At 46.5% G+C, this 18,667-nt stretch carries 16 protein-coding genes and 4 pseudogenes; 9 read left to right on the forward strand and 11 right to left on the reverse strand.

Translation table 11 applies throughout. The features are described 5' to 3' along the window. Positions 1-158 precede the first annotated feature (158 nt). Positions 159-1,079, reverse strand: a complete 921-nt coding sequence (gene lpxP / locus NA624_RS17055; RefSeq protein WP_000492778.1) for a kdo(2)-lipid IV(A) palmitoleoyltransferase — start codon at positions 1,077-1,079, stop codon at positions 159-161. A gap of 521 nt (positions 1,080-1,600) precedes the next feature. Here lpxP and NA624_RS17060 point away from each other — a divergent pair. Beyond that, positions 1,601-1,843, forward strand: a complete 243-nt coding sequence (locus tag NA624_RS17060; RefSeq protein WP_000639889.1) for a YfdY family protein — start codon at positions 1,601-1,603, stop codon at positions 1,841-1,843. A gap of 238 nt (positions 1,844-2,081) precedes the next feature. Here NA624_RS17060 and pgtP read toward each other — a convergent pair whose 3' ends face one another. Beyond that, positions 2,082-3,473, reverse strand: a complete 1,392-nt coding sequence (gene pgtP / locus NA624_RS17065) for a phosphoglycerate transporter PgtP (RefSeq protein WP_000955753.1) — start codon at positions 3,471-3,473, stop codon at positions 2,082-2,084. Between the two features lie 435 nt (positions 3,474-3,908). Here pgtP and pgtC point away from each other — a divergent pair, with 435 nt between their 5' ends. The 8 genes and pseudogenes from pgtC to NA624_RS17105 all read left to right on the forward strand — a co-directional run bounded on the left by pgtC (position 3,909) and on the right by NA624_RS17105 (position 12,968). Continuing rightward, positions 3,909-5,102: a phosphoglycerate transport regulator PgtC gene (pgtC, locus tag NA624_RS17070; RefSeq protein ID WP_000467985.1), complete on the forward strand. Its 1,194-nt coding sequence runs from the start codon at positions 3,909-3,911 to the stop codon at positions 5,100-5,102. Then, positions 5,099-7,105 (forward strand): two-component system sensor histidine kinase PgtB, encoded by a 2,007-nt coding sequence (pgtB, locus tag NA624_RS17075; protein WP_000678488.1) that lies wholly within the window; start codon positions 5,099-5,101, stop codon positions 7,103-7,105. The genes pgtC and pgtB overlap by 4 nt, the downstream gene beginning before the upstream one ends. Next, positions 7,095-8,342: a two-component system response regulator PgtA gene (gene pgtA / locus NA624_RS17080; protein ID WP_000930843.1), complete on the forward strand. Its 1,248-nt coding sequence runs from the start codon at positions 7,095-7,097 to the stop codon at positions 8,340-8,342. The genes pgtB and pgtA overlap by 11 nt, the downstream gene beginning before the upstream one ends. 267 nt (positions 8,343-8,609) lie before the next feature. After that, entirely contained in the window at positions 8,610-9,548 is a 939-nt protein-coding gene (gene pgtE / locus NA624_RS17085) for an omptin family outer membrane protease PgtE (protein ID WP_000716005.1), read from the forward strand. A gap of 314 nt (positions 9,549-9,862) precedes the next feature. Continuing rightward, positions 9,863-10,222: pseudogene (locus NA624_RS17090) on the forward strand (helicase); the annotation flags it as partial. 209 nt (positions 10,223-10,431) lie between these two features. Next, positions 10,432-10,704: pseudogene (locus NA624_RS17095) on the forward strand (ogr/Delta-like zinc finger family protein). A gap of 469 nt (positions 10,705-11,173) precedes the next feature. Next, a complete protein-coding gene (locus tag NA624_RS17100) occupies positions 11,174-11,941 on the forward strand; it encodes a DUF2971 domain-containing protein (RefSeq protein ID WP_000992783.1) in 768 nt (255 codons plus the stop codon). 10 nt (positions 11,942-11,951) lie between these two features. Next, positions 11,952-12,968: a DUF2971 domain-containing protein gene (locus NA624_RS17105; protein ID WP_000870313.1), complete on the forward strand. Its 1,017-nt coding sequence runs from the start codon at positions 11,952-11,954 to the stop codon at positions 12,966-12,968. Here NA624_RS17105 and NA624_RS17110 read toward each other — a convergent pair. The 9 genes and pseudogenes from NA624_RS17110 to NA624_RS17150 form a co-directional block, all read right to left on the reverse strand. Continuing rightward, a pseudogene (locus tag NA624_RS17110) lies at positions 12,938-14,105 on the reverse strand (tyrosine-type recombinase/integrase). The gene NA624_RS17105 and the pseudogene NA624_RS17110 overlap by 31 nt on opposite strands. 265 nt (positions 14,106-14,370) lie before the next feature. After that, complete coding sequence (locus NA624_RS17115; protein ID WP_001208732.1) at positions 14,371-14,574, reverse strand: helix-turn-helix transcriptional regulator; 204 nt, start codon at positions 14,572-14,574, stop codon at positions 14,371-14,373. A gap of 96 nt (positions 14,575-14,670) precedes the next feature. Further along, positions 14,671-15,021 (reverse strand): hypothetical protein, encoded by a 351-nt coding sequence (locus NA624_RS17120; RefSeq protein WP_001281207.1) that lies wholly within the window; start codon positions 15,019-15,021, stop codon positions 14,671-14,673. A 56-nt stretch (positions 15,022-15,077) separates the two neighbouring features. Continuing rightward, positions 15,078-15,878, reverse strand: coding sequence for a hypothetical protein (locus tag NA624_RS17125; RefSeq protein WP_000152199.1), 801 nt, complete (start codon positions 15,876-15,878; stop codon positions 15,078-15,080). Between the two features lie 42 nt (positions 15,879-15,920). Beyond that, the gene (locus NA624_RS17130) at positions 15,921-16,205 is read right to left on the reverse strand and encodes an ASCH domain-containing protein (protein WP_000002112.1); all 285 of its coding nucleotides are present in this window, start codon (positions 16,203-16,205) and stop codon (positions 15,921-15,923) included. Beyond that, on the reverse strand, positions 16,198-17,118 hold the full coding sequence (locus tag NA624_RS17135) for a DUF551 domain-containing protein (RefSeq protein WP_000156434.1): 921 nt from the start codon (positions 17,116-17,118) through the stop codon (positions 16,198-16,200). The genes NA624_RS17130 and NA624_RS17135 overlap by 8 nt, the downstream gene beginning before the upstream one ends. Then, a pseudogene (locus tag NA624_RS17140) lies at positions 17,115-17,407 on the reverse strand (hypothetical protein). The gene NA624_RS17135 and the pseudogene NA624_RS17140 overlap by 4 nt, the downstream one beginning before the upstream one ends. Before the next feature lie 2 nt (positions 17,408-17,409). Beyond that, on the reverse strand, positions 17,410-18,078 hold the full coding sequence (locus NA624_RS17145) for an ead/Ea22-like family protein (RefSeq protein WP_000065096.1): 669 nt from the start codon (positions 18,076-18,078) through the stop codon (positions 17,410-17,412). Next, positions 18,075-18,590 (reverse strand): DUF262 domain-containing protein, encoded by a 516-nt coding sequence (locus NA624_RS17150; RefSeq protein WP_000071069.1) that lies wholly within the window; start codon positions 18,588-18,590, stop codon positions 18,075-18,077. Before NA624_RS17150 ends, NA624_RS17145 begins: the two co-directional genes overlap by 4 nt. Between the last annotated feature and the right edge of the window lie 77 nt (positions 18,591-18,667).

The following is an 18,667-nucleotide window of genomic DNA, read 5'->3' on the forward strand; positions in this document are numbered from 1 at the left end:
ATTTCTGACAGTGATGAATCGCTATTGAGCGACGCCGCCGACACAGTAAAAAATCGCCTGTAAACAGGAGACTTATCGCTAAAAGCAGGAATGAGTAATTTACGATATGAATATTATGGCAATGCGGAATGACAAAATAAAAGGCCTTGCGGCCTTTTTCAGATGTAGAGTGACGCTTCTCCCAACGGGCGAGTCTTGAAACGGCGATGAATCCAGAGATATTGCTCCGGGGCGCGCATGATCTCTTTCTCAATAATTTTATTCATATAGGCAGCGGCTTGATTTTCATCTGCCGGGTAACCTTCCATTTCAGGGGTAATATACAGACGATAACCCGAGTTATCGGATTTCCTTACCATTGTAACGGTCAACATGGCGGCGCCAGACAGCCTGGACAGTACATAGGTACCGTTGGTGGTGGCGACGTTTTCAACCGCGAAAAATGGCGCAAAGGAGCTGCCTTTAGGACCGTAGTCCTGGTCGGGAGCAAACCAAACGGCTTCCCCTTTTTTTAGCGCGCCCACAATGCCGCGCAGATTGTTTCTGCCGATCATCGCTTTATTTGAGCGCATACGACCGCGCGTCTGCACCCACTCCATGAGCGGATTGTTATGCGGACGATAGGTCGCCATCATCGGCTGGCAGAGACCCATTACCCGGCCTCCCAATTCCAGCGACATAAAATGCACGCCAACGACCATTACGCCGCGATTTTGCGCCTGCGCACGGGTAAGGTTGTCCAGCCCGTCCACATCAAACCATTTGCGAACCCGGCTATCAGGCCAGAACCAGGCCATGCCCGTTTCAAGCAGCGCCATGCCAAGAGAGTGGAAATTCTCGGCGATCAGTTTTTCCCTTTCTTCCCGGGAGAGGGTCGGAAAACAGAGTTCAATATTTTTCTGGGCGATCGACTCACGTCGCTTCAGGAAGGGGCGCGCCAGTTTACCGGTGCGGGTGCCCAGAAAACGCAAAACCGGGTAGGGAAGCTGCACCAGTAACCAGAGGACGCCAACGCCAAACCACGTCAGCCAGTAGCGCGGGTGCAAAAACGCGCGTGAAAATTTGCTTTGAGAAAACATAAAATACCTTCTGTAGATACGAAAATAATGTATCGCAGAAGAGTCATTATCCGCAGCGGTACACTCTGAAATACGCATCATCCTTCAAGTTGCGTTCGCTTATCCGAAGCACTTACTTGAGTAAGCTCATCAGGGTAACTTGAATGATTTGCGTATAGTTAGGCCATCATGTACGACAATGGTTCCCGTAAGGAGTGTAAAACTAAGTCAGTACTAAACCACGAGGGCATGAACGCCAGGCAGGCTAATGTACCACCAGTTATTTACTCGCGCCCAGAAATTCTTTATCAAGAAGCGTAAATATTTCTTCCGTAGCAAAAATAAGCTAATCATTATTTTTAATGCATTGTTTTTACAGTAATAATTTTATTTCAGACGAAGGTCATTGAAAAATGATTAGAAAAATAAAATGTGAGATAAATGTTATGGAAATGACGTGCTGATAAGGTTTATCTTAAAGGAGAAGTGAGAGGGACCGTAAGGCTATATGGAAGCCTTGCCATAGACAGGAGGTATTATAGATGATCTATTTATGGACATTTCTTGCAATAAGTATCCTTGCCGTGAGTGGCTATATCGGTCAGGTGATGGGGGCTTTTTCTGCGGTTTCTTCTTTTACGGGAATGGTTATCCTTGCCGCGCTGATTTATTTACTCAATGTATGGCTGCAGGATGGCGATGACATCGTTAGCGGATTATTGCTTTTTCTCGCACCGGCATGTGGGTTAATTATTCGCTTTATGGTGGGATACGGTAAGCGTTAGTCAGTACATACCCTTCATACTTCAAGTTGCTGATGTGTTGGCTATGGATTACTCGGCCCATTCATGGGCCTCGCCCTGACGGGACGTCGCTCACCCCAGTCACATCGTTATCTATGCTCCCGGGGACTCACTCCCTTGCCGCTTTTAAGCAACTCGAATTATTTTTGGTATACACGATGTCAGCGAATAGATAGCGCCGACAATGTCGGCGCTTCTGTTCCCCGGGAAGGCTAATCGTTTATTGCGCGTCCGCAAGCTGCAGCGAGTCCTGATTATGTAACGCATTCTGGCGCTGACGTTCTAGTTCCAGCGCGCCGCGATGGGAGAGGTAACAGAATAGAATGCAGCACACAATACCGCCCATCAGAAGATAAAATCCGCCGTACCAGCCCAGTTTATCCACCATGACGCCAAACAGGCTGGTGCCCAACGAGGCGCCGAAAATATAGCTCATGAATCCACGTAATCCGACGGCGGAACCTACGGCAAAGCTGGGGACTATCTCCATTGTCTGTACGGACGCGAGGAATTGCGGGACGTAAATCAGACAACCTACAATGGCGGCGAAAATCGTTACCATCAGCAAAGATTCACTTTTCCAGTATCCGATCAGACAGACAAAAATCAGCGCCATGCAAATCATGGCTAACGGCATTCTGCGGCCCTTAAACAGTTTATCTGACAGCCAGCCTGCCAGTAGCGTAGAGGGAATCGCCGCCCATTCGAAAAAGAGAAACGCGACGCTCATCTGTTCTTTTGAAAAGTGTTTTACTGTCAACAGATAGATAGGCAACCAGCTAATCATGCCAAACCGCACCATATAGACGAAGACATCCACCAGCGAAATATACCAGGCATTTTTATTGCGCAGCACATAAGTACAGAAGATTTGCCATGCGCTCATATTTTCCGGCGCTTTTGCCGTATTCTTCGTTTTCAGTACGACTTTTTCTTCCGGCATCATCTGTTCCAGGGAGGGAAGACCTTCTTCGCGCGGCGAACCTTTTCCCAATACCAGAACAATTAAGGCAAAAATGACGGCGACGCAGGCCGGAACGATATAACTGGCGCTTTGCCAGTGTTCGCTGCCCAATATCGCAAAAGCCGCACCGACGATAGGCGCGACGATCCCGCCGCCAACGTTATGCGAGATATTCCAGAAGGCGCCTACGCGTCCGCGCTCCCGACGAGGGAACCAGTTTGCAATAGTAATAAACGAGGGGCCGACGCCCATGCCCTGAAAAAGGCCATTGAAGACCACCAGAGCGGCAAATATCCAGAATGCGCTACTGAATCCCAGCCCAACGTTAACAATCGCGCAGAGTACCAGACCGCACGCCATGAAGACTTTTGGGCTGGCTTTATCCGCCAGACTGCTCATTACGCCTTTACTGATTCCGTAAGCAATAAGCATACAACTACTCAGCAGGCCGATTTGCGTAGCGCTGAGATCCAATTGCTCTTTTAAATAAGGCGTCGATAATGTGAAATTGTTTCTGACTATATAGTAAGCGAGATATCCCAGAAATACGCTTAACAATGCCTGTATACGATATCGACCATATGTGGTCTGGACTTTTTCCGGTGGGACTTTATGCGCCGATTGCCCTGTTTTTAATATTGTTAACATGGAGTCACCTGTATTTTATAGTGAGATGAACATCAGGAGGTTTTGTCGGTAGAGTGAAAGGAGTGACAATAAAATTCAAGTCGAAGAAATGTGTCAAAATTGACTCAATTGGGTGAATTTAAAGGTTATTTTTGACCCATCCTGAAGGGGGTGGTGAAACTTTAATTATTGGCATGGCCGTTTTATCGTTAGCATGTGCGGATATTAACAAATTTGCTGCCAGTAATCTGATACGCTTTATTGATGTTTTCGAGCGACGGACCCGTTATTATTCAAATAACGCTGTTCTGGATGCCAACAGAAATAAAAGGGTAAGTTTTGTCTCAATATTTTCTTTATGTGATATCGATATTTATGAACGGGATCACAAATCGACTTTTCTCATGCTGTGGTCGTTTCGCCAGAGTGGGCGCTTTTACGCTATGGCTGGCGGCGATGTTCGGTTCTTGCCAGGCGTACAGCCGCGAGCTGGTGATGGCAACGACCTTTTCACCCAGCGCGACCGCCTGGATTATCCAGCGCTGGCAGACGGAGCCGGGTTCCGTCATGATTCGTACGCTCAACCGCACCAGCGGTTCTTTAGAGCAATTACTTGATACGGCGAATGCGGAAAATGTCGATCTGATCCTGACGTCATCCCCCATGCTGTTGCAACACCTTCAGGAGCACCAAAAGCTGGCGCTATTAGATAGCGCGCCTGCCGCCAGCCAGAAGCTGGTGCCGCGTTCTATCCGCTCAACTTCAGTGGCGGTAGCGGTATCCGGATTTGGGCTATTGATCAATCGTTCAGCGCTCGCTGCGCGCCATCTTCCGCCGCCTGCCGACTGGCAGGATATGGGCCTGCCCAGTTACCAGGGCGCTCTATTAATGAGCAGTCCGTCACGCTCAGACACCAATCATTTGATGGTGGAGTCGCTGTTGCAGCAAAAAGGCTGGACGGCAGGATGGGCGACGCTGCTGGCAATCTCGGGTAATTTGGTCACGATTTCCTCTCGCAGTTTCGGCGTAGCGGATAAAATCAAAAGCGGGCTTGGCGTTGCCGGGCCGGTCATTGATAACTATGCTAATTTGCTACTTAACGATCCTAATCTTACTTTTACCTATTTCCCGTATTCTGCGGTGTCGCCCACTTACGTCGCGGTGTTGAAAAACAGCCGTCATGCAGACGAAGCGCGTGCTTTTATTCATTACTTATTAAGTCCGAAAGGGCAAAGGATACTGGCTGACGCGAATACCGGTAAGTATCCCGTCGCACCGCTTAGCGCCGATAATCCTCGCGCCGCGCAACAACAGCGTTTGATGGCCCAGCCGCCGTTGAACTATCGTCTGATCCTGAAGCGTCAGCAACTGGTACAACGCATGTTTGATACCGCGATCAGTTTTCGTCTTGCGCAGCTTAAAGATGCATGGCGAGCGTTGCACAGTGCAGAAACGCGGCTTAAACGCCCCTTACCTGAAATCAGAGCCTTATTGACCAGCGTCCCGGTGGATGCGGCAAGCAGCGAAGATGAAACCTGGCTGGCGCAGTTTGATAATAAAAGCTTTGCCGAACAAAAAATGATGGAGTGGCAGATCTGGTTTCTGAACAATCAGCGGCTGGCGATTCACAAACTGGAAGAGCTGAAATGAAGGGGAGATTATTGCAACGGCTTCGTCAGCTCAGTATCAGCAACAGTTTACGGGGTGCATTTTTAACGGGCGCATTACTGACGCTGATTGTCAGTATGGTCAGCCTTTATTCCTGGCATGAGCAAAGTTCGCAGGTTCGTTATTCGCTTGATGAATATTTCCCTCGCATCCATTCCGCTTTTTTAATTGAGGGGAACCTGAATCTGGCCGTGGATCAACTCAATGAATTTTTGCTGGCGCCGAACACGACGGTACGTTTGCAGTTACGTACGCAGATTATTCAGCATCTGGATAAGATTGAGCGTCTCAGTCAGGGGCTTCAGCTTGCTGAGCGCCGGCAACTGGCCGTCATTTTACAGGATAGCCGGACCTTGCTGGCGGAGCTGGACAACGCCCTCTACAACATGTTTTTGGTGCGGGAGAAAGTTAGCGAGCTTTCCGCTCGCATTGACTGGCTCCATGATGATTTCACCACGGAGCTAAATTCGCTGGTACAGGATTTTACCTGGCAGCAGGGGACGCTGCTCGATCAAATTGAGGCGAATCAGGGTGATGCAGCGCAGTATTTGCAACGTTCGCGCGAGGTGCAGAACGAGCAGCAGCAGGTATATACCCTGGCGCGAATTGAAAATCAGATTGTTGACGACCTGCGCGACAGATTGAATGAACTCAAGTCCGGCAATAATGACGGGATGCTGGTGGAGACCCATATTCGCTATCTGGAAAACCTAAAAAAAACGGCGGATGAGAATATTCGTGCGCTGGATGACTGGCCCAGTACGATCACGCTGCGGCAAACCATCGACGAACTATTGGAAATCGGGATGGTAAAAAATAAGATGCCCGATACCATGCGCGATTATGTTGCGGCGCAAAAAGCCTTACTGGACGCCAGCCGCGCCAGAGAGGCTACGCTAGGGCGCTTTCGCACGCTGCTTGAGGCGCAGTTAGGTAGTAGTCACCAGCAAATGCAGACGTTCAATCAACGCCTGGAACAGATTGTTCGCGTTAGCGGCGGGCTTATTTTAGTGGCGACGCTCCTGGCATTGCTGCTGGCCTGGGGACTCAACCACTATTTTATCCGTTCCCGGCTGGTAAAGCGTTTTACCGCGCTTAATCAGGCTGTGGTACAGATAGGGCTGGGGAGAACCGACTCGACTATCCCGGTTTACGGGCGCGATGAGCTAGGACGGATAGCCCGTTTGCTACGTCATACGCTGGGCCAGCTCAATATGCAACGCAGGCAGCTTGAACAAGAGGTCGCCGAGCGCAAAGAGATAGAAGCCGACCTGCGCGCCATGCAGGATGAGTTGATTCAGACGGCGAAACTGGCGGTAGTCGGCCAGACCATGACCACGCTGGCGCATGAAATTAACCAGCCGCTGAATGCGCTTTCAATGTATTTATTTACGGCGGGACGCGCGATTGAACAAGGTCAGAGCGGACAGGCGAGAAATACTCTCACCAAAGCGGAAGGGCTCATTAACCGGATTGACGCCATCATCCGTTCGCTGCGGCAGTTTACCCGCCGGGCGGAGCTGGAAATGCCATTGTATCCCGTTGATCTGCGCCAAACTTTCGTGGCGGCATGGGAGTTATTGGCCATGCGCCACCAATCCCGGCAGGGAGCGCTTTCACTGCCAACCGACACCGTATGGGTTAGCGGCGATGAAGTGCGTATTCAGCAGGTTCTGGTGAATGTACTGGCGAATGCGCTTGACGCCTGTTCGCATGATGCGGCGATCGCGGTGACGTGGCAGACGCAGGGAGAGGCGCTGGAGGTTTATATTGCAGATAACGGCCCTGGCTGGCCTGTGGCGCTGTTGCCCTCTTTACTCAAGCCATTTACTACCAGTAAAGCTGTCGGATTGGGTATTGGGCTGTCGATTAGCGTGTCGCTGATGGCGCAAATGAAGGGCGACCTGCGTCTGGCGTCGACGCTGACGCGTAACGCTTGCGTGGTGCTGCAATTCTCGGTAACGGATGTCGATGATGTTGAATGATGAATGTTCTATTTTGCTGATTGATGATGACGTTGATGTACTTGACGCCTATACCCAAATGCTTGAGCAGGCAGGCTACCGCGTGCGTGGCTTTACCCATCCTTTCGAGGCCAAAGAGTGGGTAAAAGCGGATTGGGAGGGGATCGTTTTGAGCGATGTATGTATGCCGGGGTGTTCCGGTATCGATCTTATGACGCTGTTTCATCAGGATGACGATCAACTGCCAATCTTATTGATTACCGGACATGGCGATGTACCGATGGCGGTTGATGCGGTGAAAAAGGGCGCCTGGGATTTTCTGCAAAAACCCGTCGATCCGGGCAAGCTGTTGATATTAATTGAAGACGCGCTACGCCAGCGCCGGTCGGTCATTGCACGGCGGCAATATTGCCAGCAGACGTTACAGGTTGAACTGATTGGGCGCAGCGAGTGGATGAATCAGTTTCGACAACGGTTACAACAACTGGCGGAAACGGACATTGCCGTATGGTTTTACGGTGAGCATGGCACTGGACGTATGACTGGCGCCCGTTATCTCCATCAACTGGGGCGTAACGCGAAAGGGCCGTTTGTACGCTATGAACTCACGCCGGAGAATGCCGGGCAGTTGGAGACATTCATCGACCAGGCGCAAGGAGGTACGCTGGTGTTGAGTCATCCCGAATATCTGACACGCGAACAGCAGCACCATCTGGCGCGTTTACAAAGCCTGGAGCATCGGCCTTTTCGTTTGGTGGGCGTTGGCAGCGCTTCGCTGGTGGAGCAGGCGGCAGCTAACCAGATTGCGGCCGAGCTTTACTACTGTTTCGCCATGACCCAAATCGCCTGCCAGTCTCTTTCTCAGCGACCGGATGATATCGAGCCGTTATTTCGCCATTATCTTCGAAAAGCCTGCCTGCGACTCAATCATCCAGTGCCGGAAATAGCGGGGGAATTACTGAAAGGAATAATGCGACGCGCCTGGCCAAGCAATGTGCGCGAACTGGCTAATGCGGCAGAGCTTTTTGCTGTTGGCGTGCTGCCGCTGGCGGAAACGGTCAACCCGCAGTTGCTTCTTCAGGAGCCGACCCCGCTTGACCGGCGCGTTGAAGAGTATGAGCGACAAATTATTACCGAAGCATTAAATATTCATCAGGGACGAATTAATGAAGTGGCGGAGTACCTGCAAATTCCCCGTAAAAAACTTTATCTGCGCATGAAAAAATATGGTTTAAGTAAAGAGCATTATAAATTCTGATATTACAGTTACTTTCAATCTGGCTGACAACATCAGCAACGATGTCGTTAGCCAGATAACGCCGCATCACCGTAATGGTAAATCATTCCATCATGATTATAGCTTGCTTATTATTCTCCTGAGCATCGAATTCTATTTCTTAACTTCAATATAAAGTAAAAATGCGTCAATTTCTCTGGCGTAATAAATGTACTCTTGTCCGACGATTTGACAAGATGAAAACTTCATTACCTCTCCAGATTACATCTGAATATGAGGACAAGAGAAATGAAAAAACATGCTATTGCAGTAATGATGATCGCCGTATTTTCTGAGTCGGCTTATGCGGAGTCTACCTTATTTATTCCGGACGTCTCTCCTGAGAGCGTCACGACATCCCTTTCCGTGGGAGTGTTAAATGGTAAATCCAGGGAGCTGGTTTATGATACCGACACCGGGCGGAAGCTGAGTCAACTGGACTGGAAAATAAAAAATGTCGCCACGTTGCAGGGGGATTTATCATGGGAACCCTATTCGTTCATGACGCTGGACGCCCGCGGCTGGACGTCTTTGGCGTCGGGATCGGGTCATATGGTTGACCATGACTGGATGAGCAGTGAGCAGCCAGGCTGGACCGATCGTTCAATTCATCCGGACACCAGCGTCAACTATGCTAATGAATACGATTTGAACGTGAAAGGTTGGTTATTGCAGGGCGATAACTACAAGGCGGGCGTAACAGCGGGCTATCAGGAAACCCGTTTTAGCTGGACGGCAAGAGGCGGGTCTTATATTTATGATAATGGTCGATATATTGGTAATTTTCCTCATGGCGTGCGCGGCATAGGTTATAGCCAGCGTTTCGAAATGCCCTATATCGGGCTGGCGGGTGATTATCGTATTAATGACTTTGAGTGTAATGTACTGTTTAAATACAGCGACTGGGTAAATGCGCATGATAATGACGAACACTACATGCGCAAACTTACCTTCCGTGAAAAAACGGAAAATTCACGATATTATGGCGCTTCTATTGACGCCGGATATTATATTACCAGTAATGCAAAAATCTTTGCTGAGTTTGCTTACAGTAAATATGAAGAAGGTAAGGGCGGTACGCAAATCATAGATAAAACCAGCGGTGATACGGCGTATTTTGGTGGCGATGCCGCAGGTATAGCTAATAATAACTATACGGTTACCGCGGGGTTGCAGTACCGCTTCTAGACCACATCAGCATGTCATCGGTCATAACCGGCCGATGACGACTTTTTGCTGAACGTATGGCATGTCCGGTGATATTGCATAGGGGCAATAAAAGCAACATGAAAGGGGAACCGCTCGAAAGGTTATGCAGCAAGAAGAGAATGTCCTGGGTCCTGCAGGAATGTGATTAATAAATTAAATAATTGATTTTTATGAATATAAAAATTTTAAAGTCATAATTCTATACACTTAGTTATACACATAAGAAAAAATCAATGGTTTTTATGGACTGGGTGTATCTTCCCCAGCCCAGCCCAGCCCAGCCCAGCCCAGCCCAGGAAGATAAAGCGGCACTTGAACAGGTTCGGGACTTCATGACGCGTAATCAGTTCAGTCGTTTTGCTGACTGGAATGACTATAGGAACCGGCCTGTTTCAATGATGGGATTCAGAAAAGTCGATAAAGAAGACAACGTGACAGAGCCGGTTGTGACGTTCTGCGTTCTCCCGTCAGGCTGGAAGGAGATCTGTAAGGGATTTTACTTGCGTAAGGTGGCCAGGTTGTGTGTGGATGCGGGCTGGCTGAAACCCGGTGAAGATGGCCGGACGCAAAACAGAATTCGCCTGCCAGAAATAGGGCTTAAACGTGTGTACCAGTTCAATACGCAGGTACTGGGAAGCGCCGAACCTGAGTAATTATCGCGTGAGTCTTAGTTTTATGAGGTAACACTGGTAACAAAAAATGGTGTGTTATCACGCGTTACCTCTTGATTATGCTGACTGGTAACAGGTTAAATCCTTTTAAATCAATGATGTTACACGTGTTACCAGTGTTACACGTTCAGAACAAGAGGTAGGGAACCAAATCCCTTCCTCTGGCGGGCAACAGGATAGGGCACAGAACTATGAAGATGATGAGAATGTACTGCTCCACATGTCAGGCAGTAGCGCGGATAGGCAAAACAAACAGGAAACACCCACAACTGTACGATGTGTAGTGCTATTGCTCTAATGTGGAGTGCGGTCACTCGTTTGTGATGAATGTTGCTTTCTCCCATTCCGTTAGTCCAAGCGCGTTGAACGGTCAGGGGAGGGTTAAAGAGCTAATTGATGTAATTCCACCCGAGGAACTGGCAAAGGCTTTAAAGTTGCTGCTGGCTGCGCAAAAGAATGGGTAAAGTATGCGTCGGGAATGGCCGCTCCGTCCCCGGAATCTGAACGCAGGATTTCAGTTTATGCAGACATAAAATTATTATTTTTCAAATTGTTATGTTTTTCATGTTTCACAAGCCTCCATAAAATTATACACCTAAAATAAATTATCCCTTTAATATCATAGTGTTGCGTATTCAGGCCACAAATGCGACGGACAGTAAAACTGAAAAAAGCTGAATTTCTTTTCATTCTTTTCAGTTCCTGTCTCGCAGAGCATCCCCAGAATGGGCGCGGACTGGCGATATCGTTTGTAAAAAATCACAACTGAAAAATTTTAGTGATATGAAAACCGCAGGTGGGTGCGGTGTAGTGCGATTTTGGTCATTTGAGCGTTTTATAATGTTGAGGTATGATTCTTCAGCAAAGGACGTGTCACTGATTTAGGAGGGAAAATTGTATATATATAAGTATCGAAGATTTGATGAAAATAGTTTGAATGCATTGAAGAATAATGAAATTTGGTTTTCTAGAGGTGTTAAGTTTAATGATCCTTTTGATTGCTCTTTAAATGTTCCTATTACATTAATGTCAATAACATCTATAAGAAAGTTTATTAACGTTAATAAGAATAACAGTCTATTATTGGAGTTGGCAAAAAATAATGAGGATTTAATTGATTTTATAGTTAACCAACAAATTGAAAAGAATAGGGAATATATAGAGAACAATAGTATTGAACGGACAGATCTTTATCCGGTTTATGAACTCGTAATGGCATCATTGTCAAGAGCATTTATATGTTGTTTTTCTCAGACTGCAACAAATTCTTTATTATGGTCTCATTATTCTAATTCACATACTGGTTTTTGCCTAAGATTTAAGAAAGATGTGTTATTGAATGATTTGTCGTTATTTGATTATGGGGAGGTTAAATATACTAATGAACCAATAAACCTTATGGAAGGATTGTATGATAATAGCAATCCAGCTAGAAATATAATTTTTACGAAGGATGAAAACTGGAGATATGAACAGGAGTTTAGATTAGTTCATCAGGATGTGGCGAGAAATAATGAGGATGACTATAGAGTATGTAAATATTCTGATGAATCTATTGACTGCATTATACTAGGATATAACTCAAGCCCTGAGTGTTATCAAGAAATAAGAAAAATAATAAACGACAAAAAAATAATACTTAAAAAAATAGAACGTTCAAATTATGGGTTTAAATTATACGTGGGAACTGATAGATATTAAAGGTAACGAAATGAAAGTTTATAAATATAGAGGTGGGAATAAAAGCATTCTTAAGAGAGATCTGCGTAGTCTTTATAATAATGAAATTTATAGTGCGCCATTTAATTTATTGAACGATATCTTTGAAGCAAGATTTACAATAAATGAAAATCATTTTGCATTAAGTCAAATGCGATCTGTTATAAAAGAGCAAGATCTTAAAAAGATAAACGCATCGACTTTGAAAGTTTTACGGGAGTATGCCGATAATGTTAATGAATTTGGTATTTATTCATTGAGCAAAACGTTTGAAGATGAACTCCTTTGGGCTTATTACGCAGATTCTCATCGTGGATTTTGTCTTGAATATGAATTAGATGAACTAATGGAATACAGAATGAGGGATGAATTGGTCATTCCAGTTGACTATCAGGAAAAAATGCCTTGTATAACGGATATAGATCTTCTTGATTTCTTTGAAAGTAAGAAAATGGCAGGGAACTTGAATAGGAAGATGATAGGTACAAAATCTCTTCGATGGAAGCATGAGGATGAAGTTAGAATAGTTACAGGGCAATCAGGATTGTATAAATATAAACCATCAAGTTTAAAATCAATATATTTCGGTTGTAGATGTGATTCTAGATTTATAAAACTTGTAATGAAAGTCTTATGTGGTCGTGGTTTAAAATACTATAAAATGTCTATGAAGGCGGATACTTATAAATTAGAAAGAAATAGATTGGAGGATTGTTACAAGGGCCGGAGTTATAACAATAAAGTGCTTGCTACAGTCGAGAATGGTGTTCCATATATCTTCGAAGGTAATGAAAAATATGTTAAATACATTAATGTAGCAATAGATATTGTAAGGCGACTACCTGATTGCAAAAATATTTTCAATGCTGACTTGTCAGTCAATAAAGGTACTCCATCTAATCCGGTTGTATATGTTCAGTATGAGTCTATAGATGGAAGAATACAAAGTGAATATTATACTTTAAATGTATTAGATTATTATTTTAGGAAGCAAAGTAAGTCGGAATAAAATTGCATCATCAATCTTCTTTTTTCAATATATTGCGCATAATTGTAAGTCCCTCGAATGGAATTCTTATCAACATGCGCAAGCTGCATTTCAATCCAAGGGCTTTCAAAACCATGTTCATACAAAATAGTACTCATGGTATGCCTGAAGCCGTGACCCGTTAACCGACCATGATAGCCCAGTAGTTTTATCACTTTGTTGATACTGGCCTCGCTCATTGGCTTTCTGACATCGTTTCGTCCAGGGAAAACGAGACTGTAATTCCCAGTTACTTCTTGCAGCTTTTTCAGGATGCTGATCGCCTGAGTAGATAACGGAACCAAATGGGGGCGCGTTTCTTCATCCGTTCTTTGGGGATCTCCCATAAGGCATTATCTAAATCAAACTCAGCCCACTCCGCTGCACATAGTTCAATTGTGCGCACTCCGGTTAGCATCAACAGATGCGTGGCATATTTAGTGACTAAACTGCCTTGATAGTTTTCCAGAGCATTGACAAAATCAGGCAATTCACTTTCAGTAAGGAACGGGAAGTGTTGAGTTTTAGGCTTGTTGAGTGCAATAGCCAAGTCAGGAGCAAAGTTATATTTAGCCCGTCCGGTGGCGACGGCATAACGTAAAACCTCACCGCAGCGGCGGCGGATCTTACTGGTTTGTTCCAGTGCACCTCTTTTCTCTATTTTTTGCAGGACGGTTAGCAGCTCTAGTGGTTCAATCTGCTCAATTGGGCGCTGACCGATAAAAGGAAAAATATCCTTTTCCATACAATTGAGAACCTCTTTTGCATATCCCTCTGACCAGGTAGCTTTTTTCGATGAGTGCCATTCTCTGGCCACAGACTCAAAGCTGTTCTCATGCGCGAACTGCAAAGTTATCTTATTTGCTTTTCTGGCTTCACTTGGGTTGATCCCTTTGGCCAACATCGAGCGCGCTTCATCACGGCACGTGCTTGTGCCAATGACACATCGCCATATACGCCAAAGGAAATCATCTTTGGCTTACCTGCAAAGCGATAGCGGAAACGCCAGCCTTTGCTGCCCGTTGTGTCGATGAGGAGTGATAGGCCCATACCATCGTTAAGCGTATAGGGTTTGTCCTTCGGTTTTGCTCTTTTTATTTGGATGTCAGATAGCAGCATATGTATAGAAAAAAGATCGAACTCAGTTATACACAATGTTATACGCAAAGATGTATAGATTCCATTAGAAATAATGGCATTTTGCTGGACAAGTAAAAGGAGATGAGAACAGTAGAAACAGTGAGTTATGGAATTAATTGGACTTAGTGAGAAGTGTTCATGGTGTCCCCTGCAGACACCTAATGAATGTCGTAAGTGCAGGGGATTTATGATGAATTACAGAAGTGAAGAATTTTATGCCCGCATTTATGCCCACAAAGGCAATTCATGAGACATTTTGAAGGGGTGAGAAGTGGCTGCGTTTCCAGTTTTGATAGTCGGCATAAACCCACCTGGATGCGCTGCCGATTTTGTGCGGGGAAGGCAATTTACCTTTCTTGATTTCTGAGTAAATGAACGTTTTACCCATGCCAGAATCCTCCATCATGAACTTCAAGTCAACAAGCGAGTCATCGCGTAATTCGCGCATAGGTTTTATCTCCGGTTTGGGAATCGAACTTGGAGGGAAGGGATATCTTGAGAAATGCACAGGCCTCATCGAGTGTGAGACTGTGTGATTCCATGGTTACTCCTGGTCAGAAAGAAGCTCTTTTATCCATTTATATGTTTTTGGTGCTCGCTTATCTGGCCTCTTAAGCTCAAGCTTAAGCAGAGCAATAAGTGAATCCCACTCACGTAAAATCGGAGAAAACCGCTTTACCTTTTTCGCTATGAGCGGAAAGCTATCTTTAATTTCAGGTATTTCATCTACGAGCATCATGCATCTTCGCAAATCTGCAGGGTCGCTTGGTGCGTCAAACCGTCCGTGGTAGAAGTTCTTTTCCAGCCCAAGAGCAATAGATGCCATAGTTGCGCTACTTATGCCAACATGGCCTTTCGTTTGCCACTTCAATACCTTCATTGCTAAATCAGACATCATTCACTCCATAAAACAAAACTCGCCGTAGCGAGTTCAGATAAAAGAAATCCGCATTAAGCGGCGTCGGTGAATTCAAATAAAAAACCGGCTTGCGCCGGCTCTCTCATCTTTCTGTCTACCCACGCTGATATCGATGGTGGGTGCACCTTTTCAATAGCTGCGCGAAGTACAGCTGTACGTGCCAGTTTGTCGGTAATCTCAGGAAATCGCCTCTCTGTCTTCGGTACGTTAACAGCAACATTAGTAGAATCCGCACTGGCGAACGGATACATACCAAGAACTCTCACGTCGAGCATTCGAAGACCATGAATTTTCACTTTCAAATTACGATTGATATAAAGCTCAGCGAAAACTTCATCCATTCTCTGTTGCCACCATTTAGAGCGTATGTGCCTGTGTGGGCCGCAGCATCCAATCGCTACCCATTCAAATTTGCCAGAAAGGCGTAAAAGACGTTCAATTGATTCGTCGGTGTGCCAGACCGGAACCGCTTTTGATTTGAGCCAATCAGGAACCAACTCAATCTGCTCGTCGTTTTCTGCCTCTGTCCCTTCGATAACGTCAGGTATAAGAAACCATTCAATTCTGCTGAACCACTTCCCAACAAAGTCGTAGAATTTTGCACGTCTCTTACTCCAGTCTACAGGAGTACCTTTCTTAAATGCTTTCATCCAGTCGCTAAAAGCGCCGTTATCAAGGCGTATGTCACAAGGGAACATGGCAATCTTTTTCATCTGCTCTGGTCTGGCAAATGAAACAAAAGCCCCACCATCACGGTAAAGGGCTTTAATCAGCATATCTGTAGGGGCATGCTCATCCCCCCATATTGGGCTGCCGTGAAAGTGGATGGTCATATTATTCCCATATAAAAGAAATCCCCGCGAGTGCGAGGATTGTCATTCATTGTCGATATTCACCTTTATCGCGAACACCTTTACCGGTTTATCGCCGAAGTGGGGATGTGTGATTGTCTTGATTTCATATCCTTCATACGGGACGTCAATTCTGCGGCTGGAATCGTCGCGCTTCGGATATCCCTTTGTGATAATCAGGCGGTCATACTCCCGGAACATAATTCGCTTATTCCAGTAATCATTACACAAGCGATACTCTTCCGTTTTCTCTCCGCGAATCATGGCATCGAAGTATTCACCTTTGACGGCAAGTTGCAGGTTAGCCACGGTTAACCTCCTGCTGCGGTTCCGGTAGCGGCATCCAGTGTGTGACATTGCTAATCAGGTCATATTCATTAGTTTGAGGATGGTTGCCGCTATCATCTCCATATTTAAGACTCTCCATAAAACCATAATGCTTATTCCCATTAACTCTCACAAAGCCGTAATAAGCAGGTATAACGCCGATCTCACACGTAATCAGCAAAGGAAAACTAGTTCTCCAATTTAGCTCGCCAATTATAGGCATTCTCTCACTACAGCTTATCCAACCATCCTGAGTTACTGGAGAGCTTCCGGCGAACCCGGGCATATCTGGACCTTTTCTGATAGCTTTAGCCAGCTCCAGCGGGTCATCGTAAAGCCAGTCGCCTGTAAGCGGGTGGTTTGCTTCTGCAAGCTGCGCAGCCCATTCAAGGCCGTCTTTTTGACCTTGCAGATAATACAGCGCCAACTCATCATGATTACTTACAGGTTCAGCACCCTGAAGCATGGCGGCGCGGCAGGAATTCATAAATTCCAGCGCAGTCACCAGGTCGCGCCTGTTGACCTTGCAAGAATGCTCATCGATGTGGTGCCATTCACTTAGATGGTCTGCCTGATACTGGAAACGCTCAATGATGCCACTGATATCTTCCGGCACTACCGGAACTGGCTGGGCGTGACGATAGAGCGGGATATCTCCCACCTCCTGGTTTTGTTTACCCCAAATCAAAGAGGTTTCTCGACCCCTGGCAATATGATGAAGATTTCGTTCGTCGGTGAACACAACGGGGTCGGCACCTTTCTCCGCTTCGAGCGATGCCAGCGCTATACGCGCCAGATCCTCCGCCTCTTCTGCCGGCAGCATAACGTTGCTATCAGCTCCATATGTTTCGCGCCAATGCTGAATTTTGAGCAGGCGTTCTTTGGTAATAGTCATGGTGTACTCCAGTTATCTTCGATAGCCACACTAAGTCGGTGCAGCCAGTCAGCTAATTTCAGCATGCTTCGCGTTCGCTAAACCCTTCCGGAAAACCTTCAAGTTCAACGAAAGGCTTAAACCGCCCGAAGGAGTCGTTCTTAACTGTAAGTTTCTGTTCAAGCGTGGTCTTCTTAACCTTGCTGTGATGCCGTAGAAGGTAAACAGACTGAGATTTTTGGGTTTCCGGATCGTATTCGTAGGAAGTCAGAATCATCTGGCTGCCGCCGCGATTTAATCCTCGCCACATGGTCACTCCCCCTCAACCTTGATGCCAGCGGCATGGATTGCATTAGCACATTCATTTCTCATGCTGGATGCACCATCAGCAAATCCCTCGTACCGCTCAGCAGTAGAGCCAAGAACTGGAAGTTTAGGGAGGCAAACTGTCCGCGCCTCCAGCTCTGCTATGCGACTCTCGGCACTGTTTGCACGGGTGTGTTGTGTAATAAGCGATCGATTCGCCATTACTAATTTCTCGCGCTCTGCATTTAATGCAGCCGCCAGCTTATCTGCGCGGTACCGCTCATTATCAAAGCTGATACGCCAGTTTTCCCGCTCCTGCTCTGCGGCTGCCAGTTGCTCCCGTGCCTGTCGCATATCATCACGCAGCGCCAGCGCCACGGCCTCTATTGCGTCTTTTTCCCGCTGGAGTTGAATATTCTCGTCAAGCAGCGCCAGCACATCCGGGTCGCTCACATCGACGACAGTGACGCGTGATTGCTCGTAGTGGTCATCTGCGATACTGCGACCTTCTGCGTAGTGGCAACCTTTAGCGTCGTATGTCGCGCCCGTGCAGCCATAGGTAATTCGACTGGCAGACATGCGCTGTATAGTCATTTCTTTGCCGCAAATATGGCATTCAGGTACAGGTTTTGGTGAATAGCGCTCACGAAGCGCCTGTTTGTCGATGTTGCTCATTGGGCAGTCTCCATTAGTTGCATTACGTGTCGCTTGTGCTCTTCGCTTTGCGGAACGCCAGTAAAGTTCACCACCATGAAATAAGCCAAGCGATCCTTGTACGTCACCTCATCCAGCACAACTGCTGGGAGTGGACGACGCCCAAATCCCAATTGCTCCGCACGAGTCATGTCTCGCCAGTAAAGCGGACCATCAGCTAGGATGATTGGAATCTCATTGGTGATGAATTTTTTCAAAGTGGTGAGACGCTGCTTACCGTCAACAACTTCTATGTAAGGAAGTTCACGCGAACACCAGTCAGGTGCCTTTGCCAGCGCCACTGAGCCGATAGGAAAACCAGAAATAACTGCGTTTAAGAATGCCTGCTGCTCTTCATGCCCCCAGACATACCCGCGCTGATAATTGGCATCAAAATCAAGTTCACCGCCAATGATCCAGTGAATGTACATATAAACCGGGTACTCACCGGTGCGCGCGTCGAATACCTGAGCATTGCGAATTCGGTTGCTCATTGAGCTGCCTCCTCGCATTTGTGATTTTCTGGATCATCGGCTTTGAAATAACCGCCGCAGATTTTGCAGGGTATCGT

The sequence above is a fragment of the Salmonella sp. NW38 genome (assembly GCF_051807745.1).
In the GTDB taxonomy this organism is placed as follows: Bacteria; Pseudomonadota; Gammaproteobacteria; order Enterobacterales; family Enterobacteriaceae; genus Salmonella; species Salmonella enterica.

Coding starts and splice junctions, on each gene's coding strand:
- NA624_RS17115 (WP_001208732.1), bottom strand. CDS start 14,574: ATGCGCGAATTACGCGATGACTCGCTTGTTGACTTGAAGTTCATGATG.
- pgtE (WP_000716005.1), top strand. CDS start 8,610: ATGAAAAAACATGCTATTGCAGTAATGATGATCGCCGTATTTTCTGAG.
- NA624_RS17125 (WP_000152199.1), bottom strand. CDS start 15,878: ATGACCATCCACTTTCACGGCAGCCCAATATGGGGGGATGAGCATGCC.
- NA624_RS17120 (WP_001281207.1), bottom strand. CDS start 15,021: ATGTCTGATTTAGCAATGAAGGTATTGAAGTGGCAAACGAAAGGCCAT.
- NA624_RS17145 (WP_000065096.1), bottom strand. CDS start 18,078: ATGAGCAACATCGACAAACAGGCGCTTCGTGAGCGCTATTCACCAAAA.
- pgtB (WP_000678488.1), top strand. CDS start 5,099: ATGAAGGGGAGATTATTGCAACGGCTTCGTCAGCTCAGTATCAGCAAC.
- NA624_RS17060 (WP_000639889.1), top strand. CDS start 1,601: ATGATCTATTTATGGACATTTCTTGCAATAAGTATCCTTGCCGTGAGT.
- NA624_RS17135 (WP_000156434.1), bottom strand. CDS start 17,118: ATGACTATTACCAAAGAACGCCTGCTCAAAATTCAGCATTGGCGCGAA.
- pgtA (WP_000930843.1), top strand. CDS start 7,095: ATGTTGAATGATGAATGTTCTATTTTGCTGATTGATGATGACGTTGAT.
- pgtP (WP_000955753.1), bottom strand. CDS start 3,473: ATGTTAACAATATTAAAAACAGGGCAATCGGCGCATAAAGTCCCACCG.
- lpxP (WP_000492778.1), bottom strand. CDS start 1,079: ATGTTTTCTCAAAGCAAATTTTCACGCGCGTTTTTGCACCCGCGCTAC.
- NA624_RS17105 (WP_000870313.1), top strand. CDS start 11,952: ATGAAAGTTTATAAATATAGAGGTGGGAATAAAAGCATTCTTAAGAGA.
- NA624_RS17150 (WP_000071069.1), bottom strand. CDS start 18,590: ATGAGCAACCGAATTCGCAATGCTCAGGTATTCGACGCGCGCACCGGT.
- pgtC (WP_000467985.1), top strand. CDS start 3,909: ATGTTCGGTTCTTGCCAGGCGTACAGCCGCGAGCTGGTGATGGCAACG.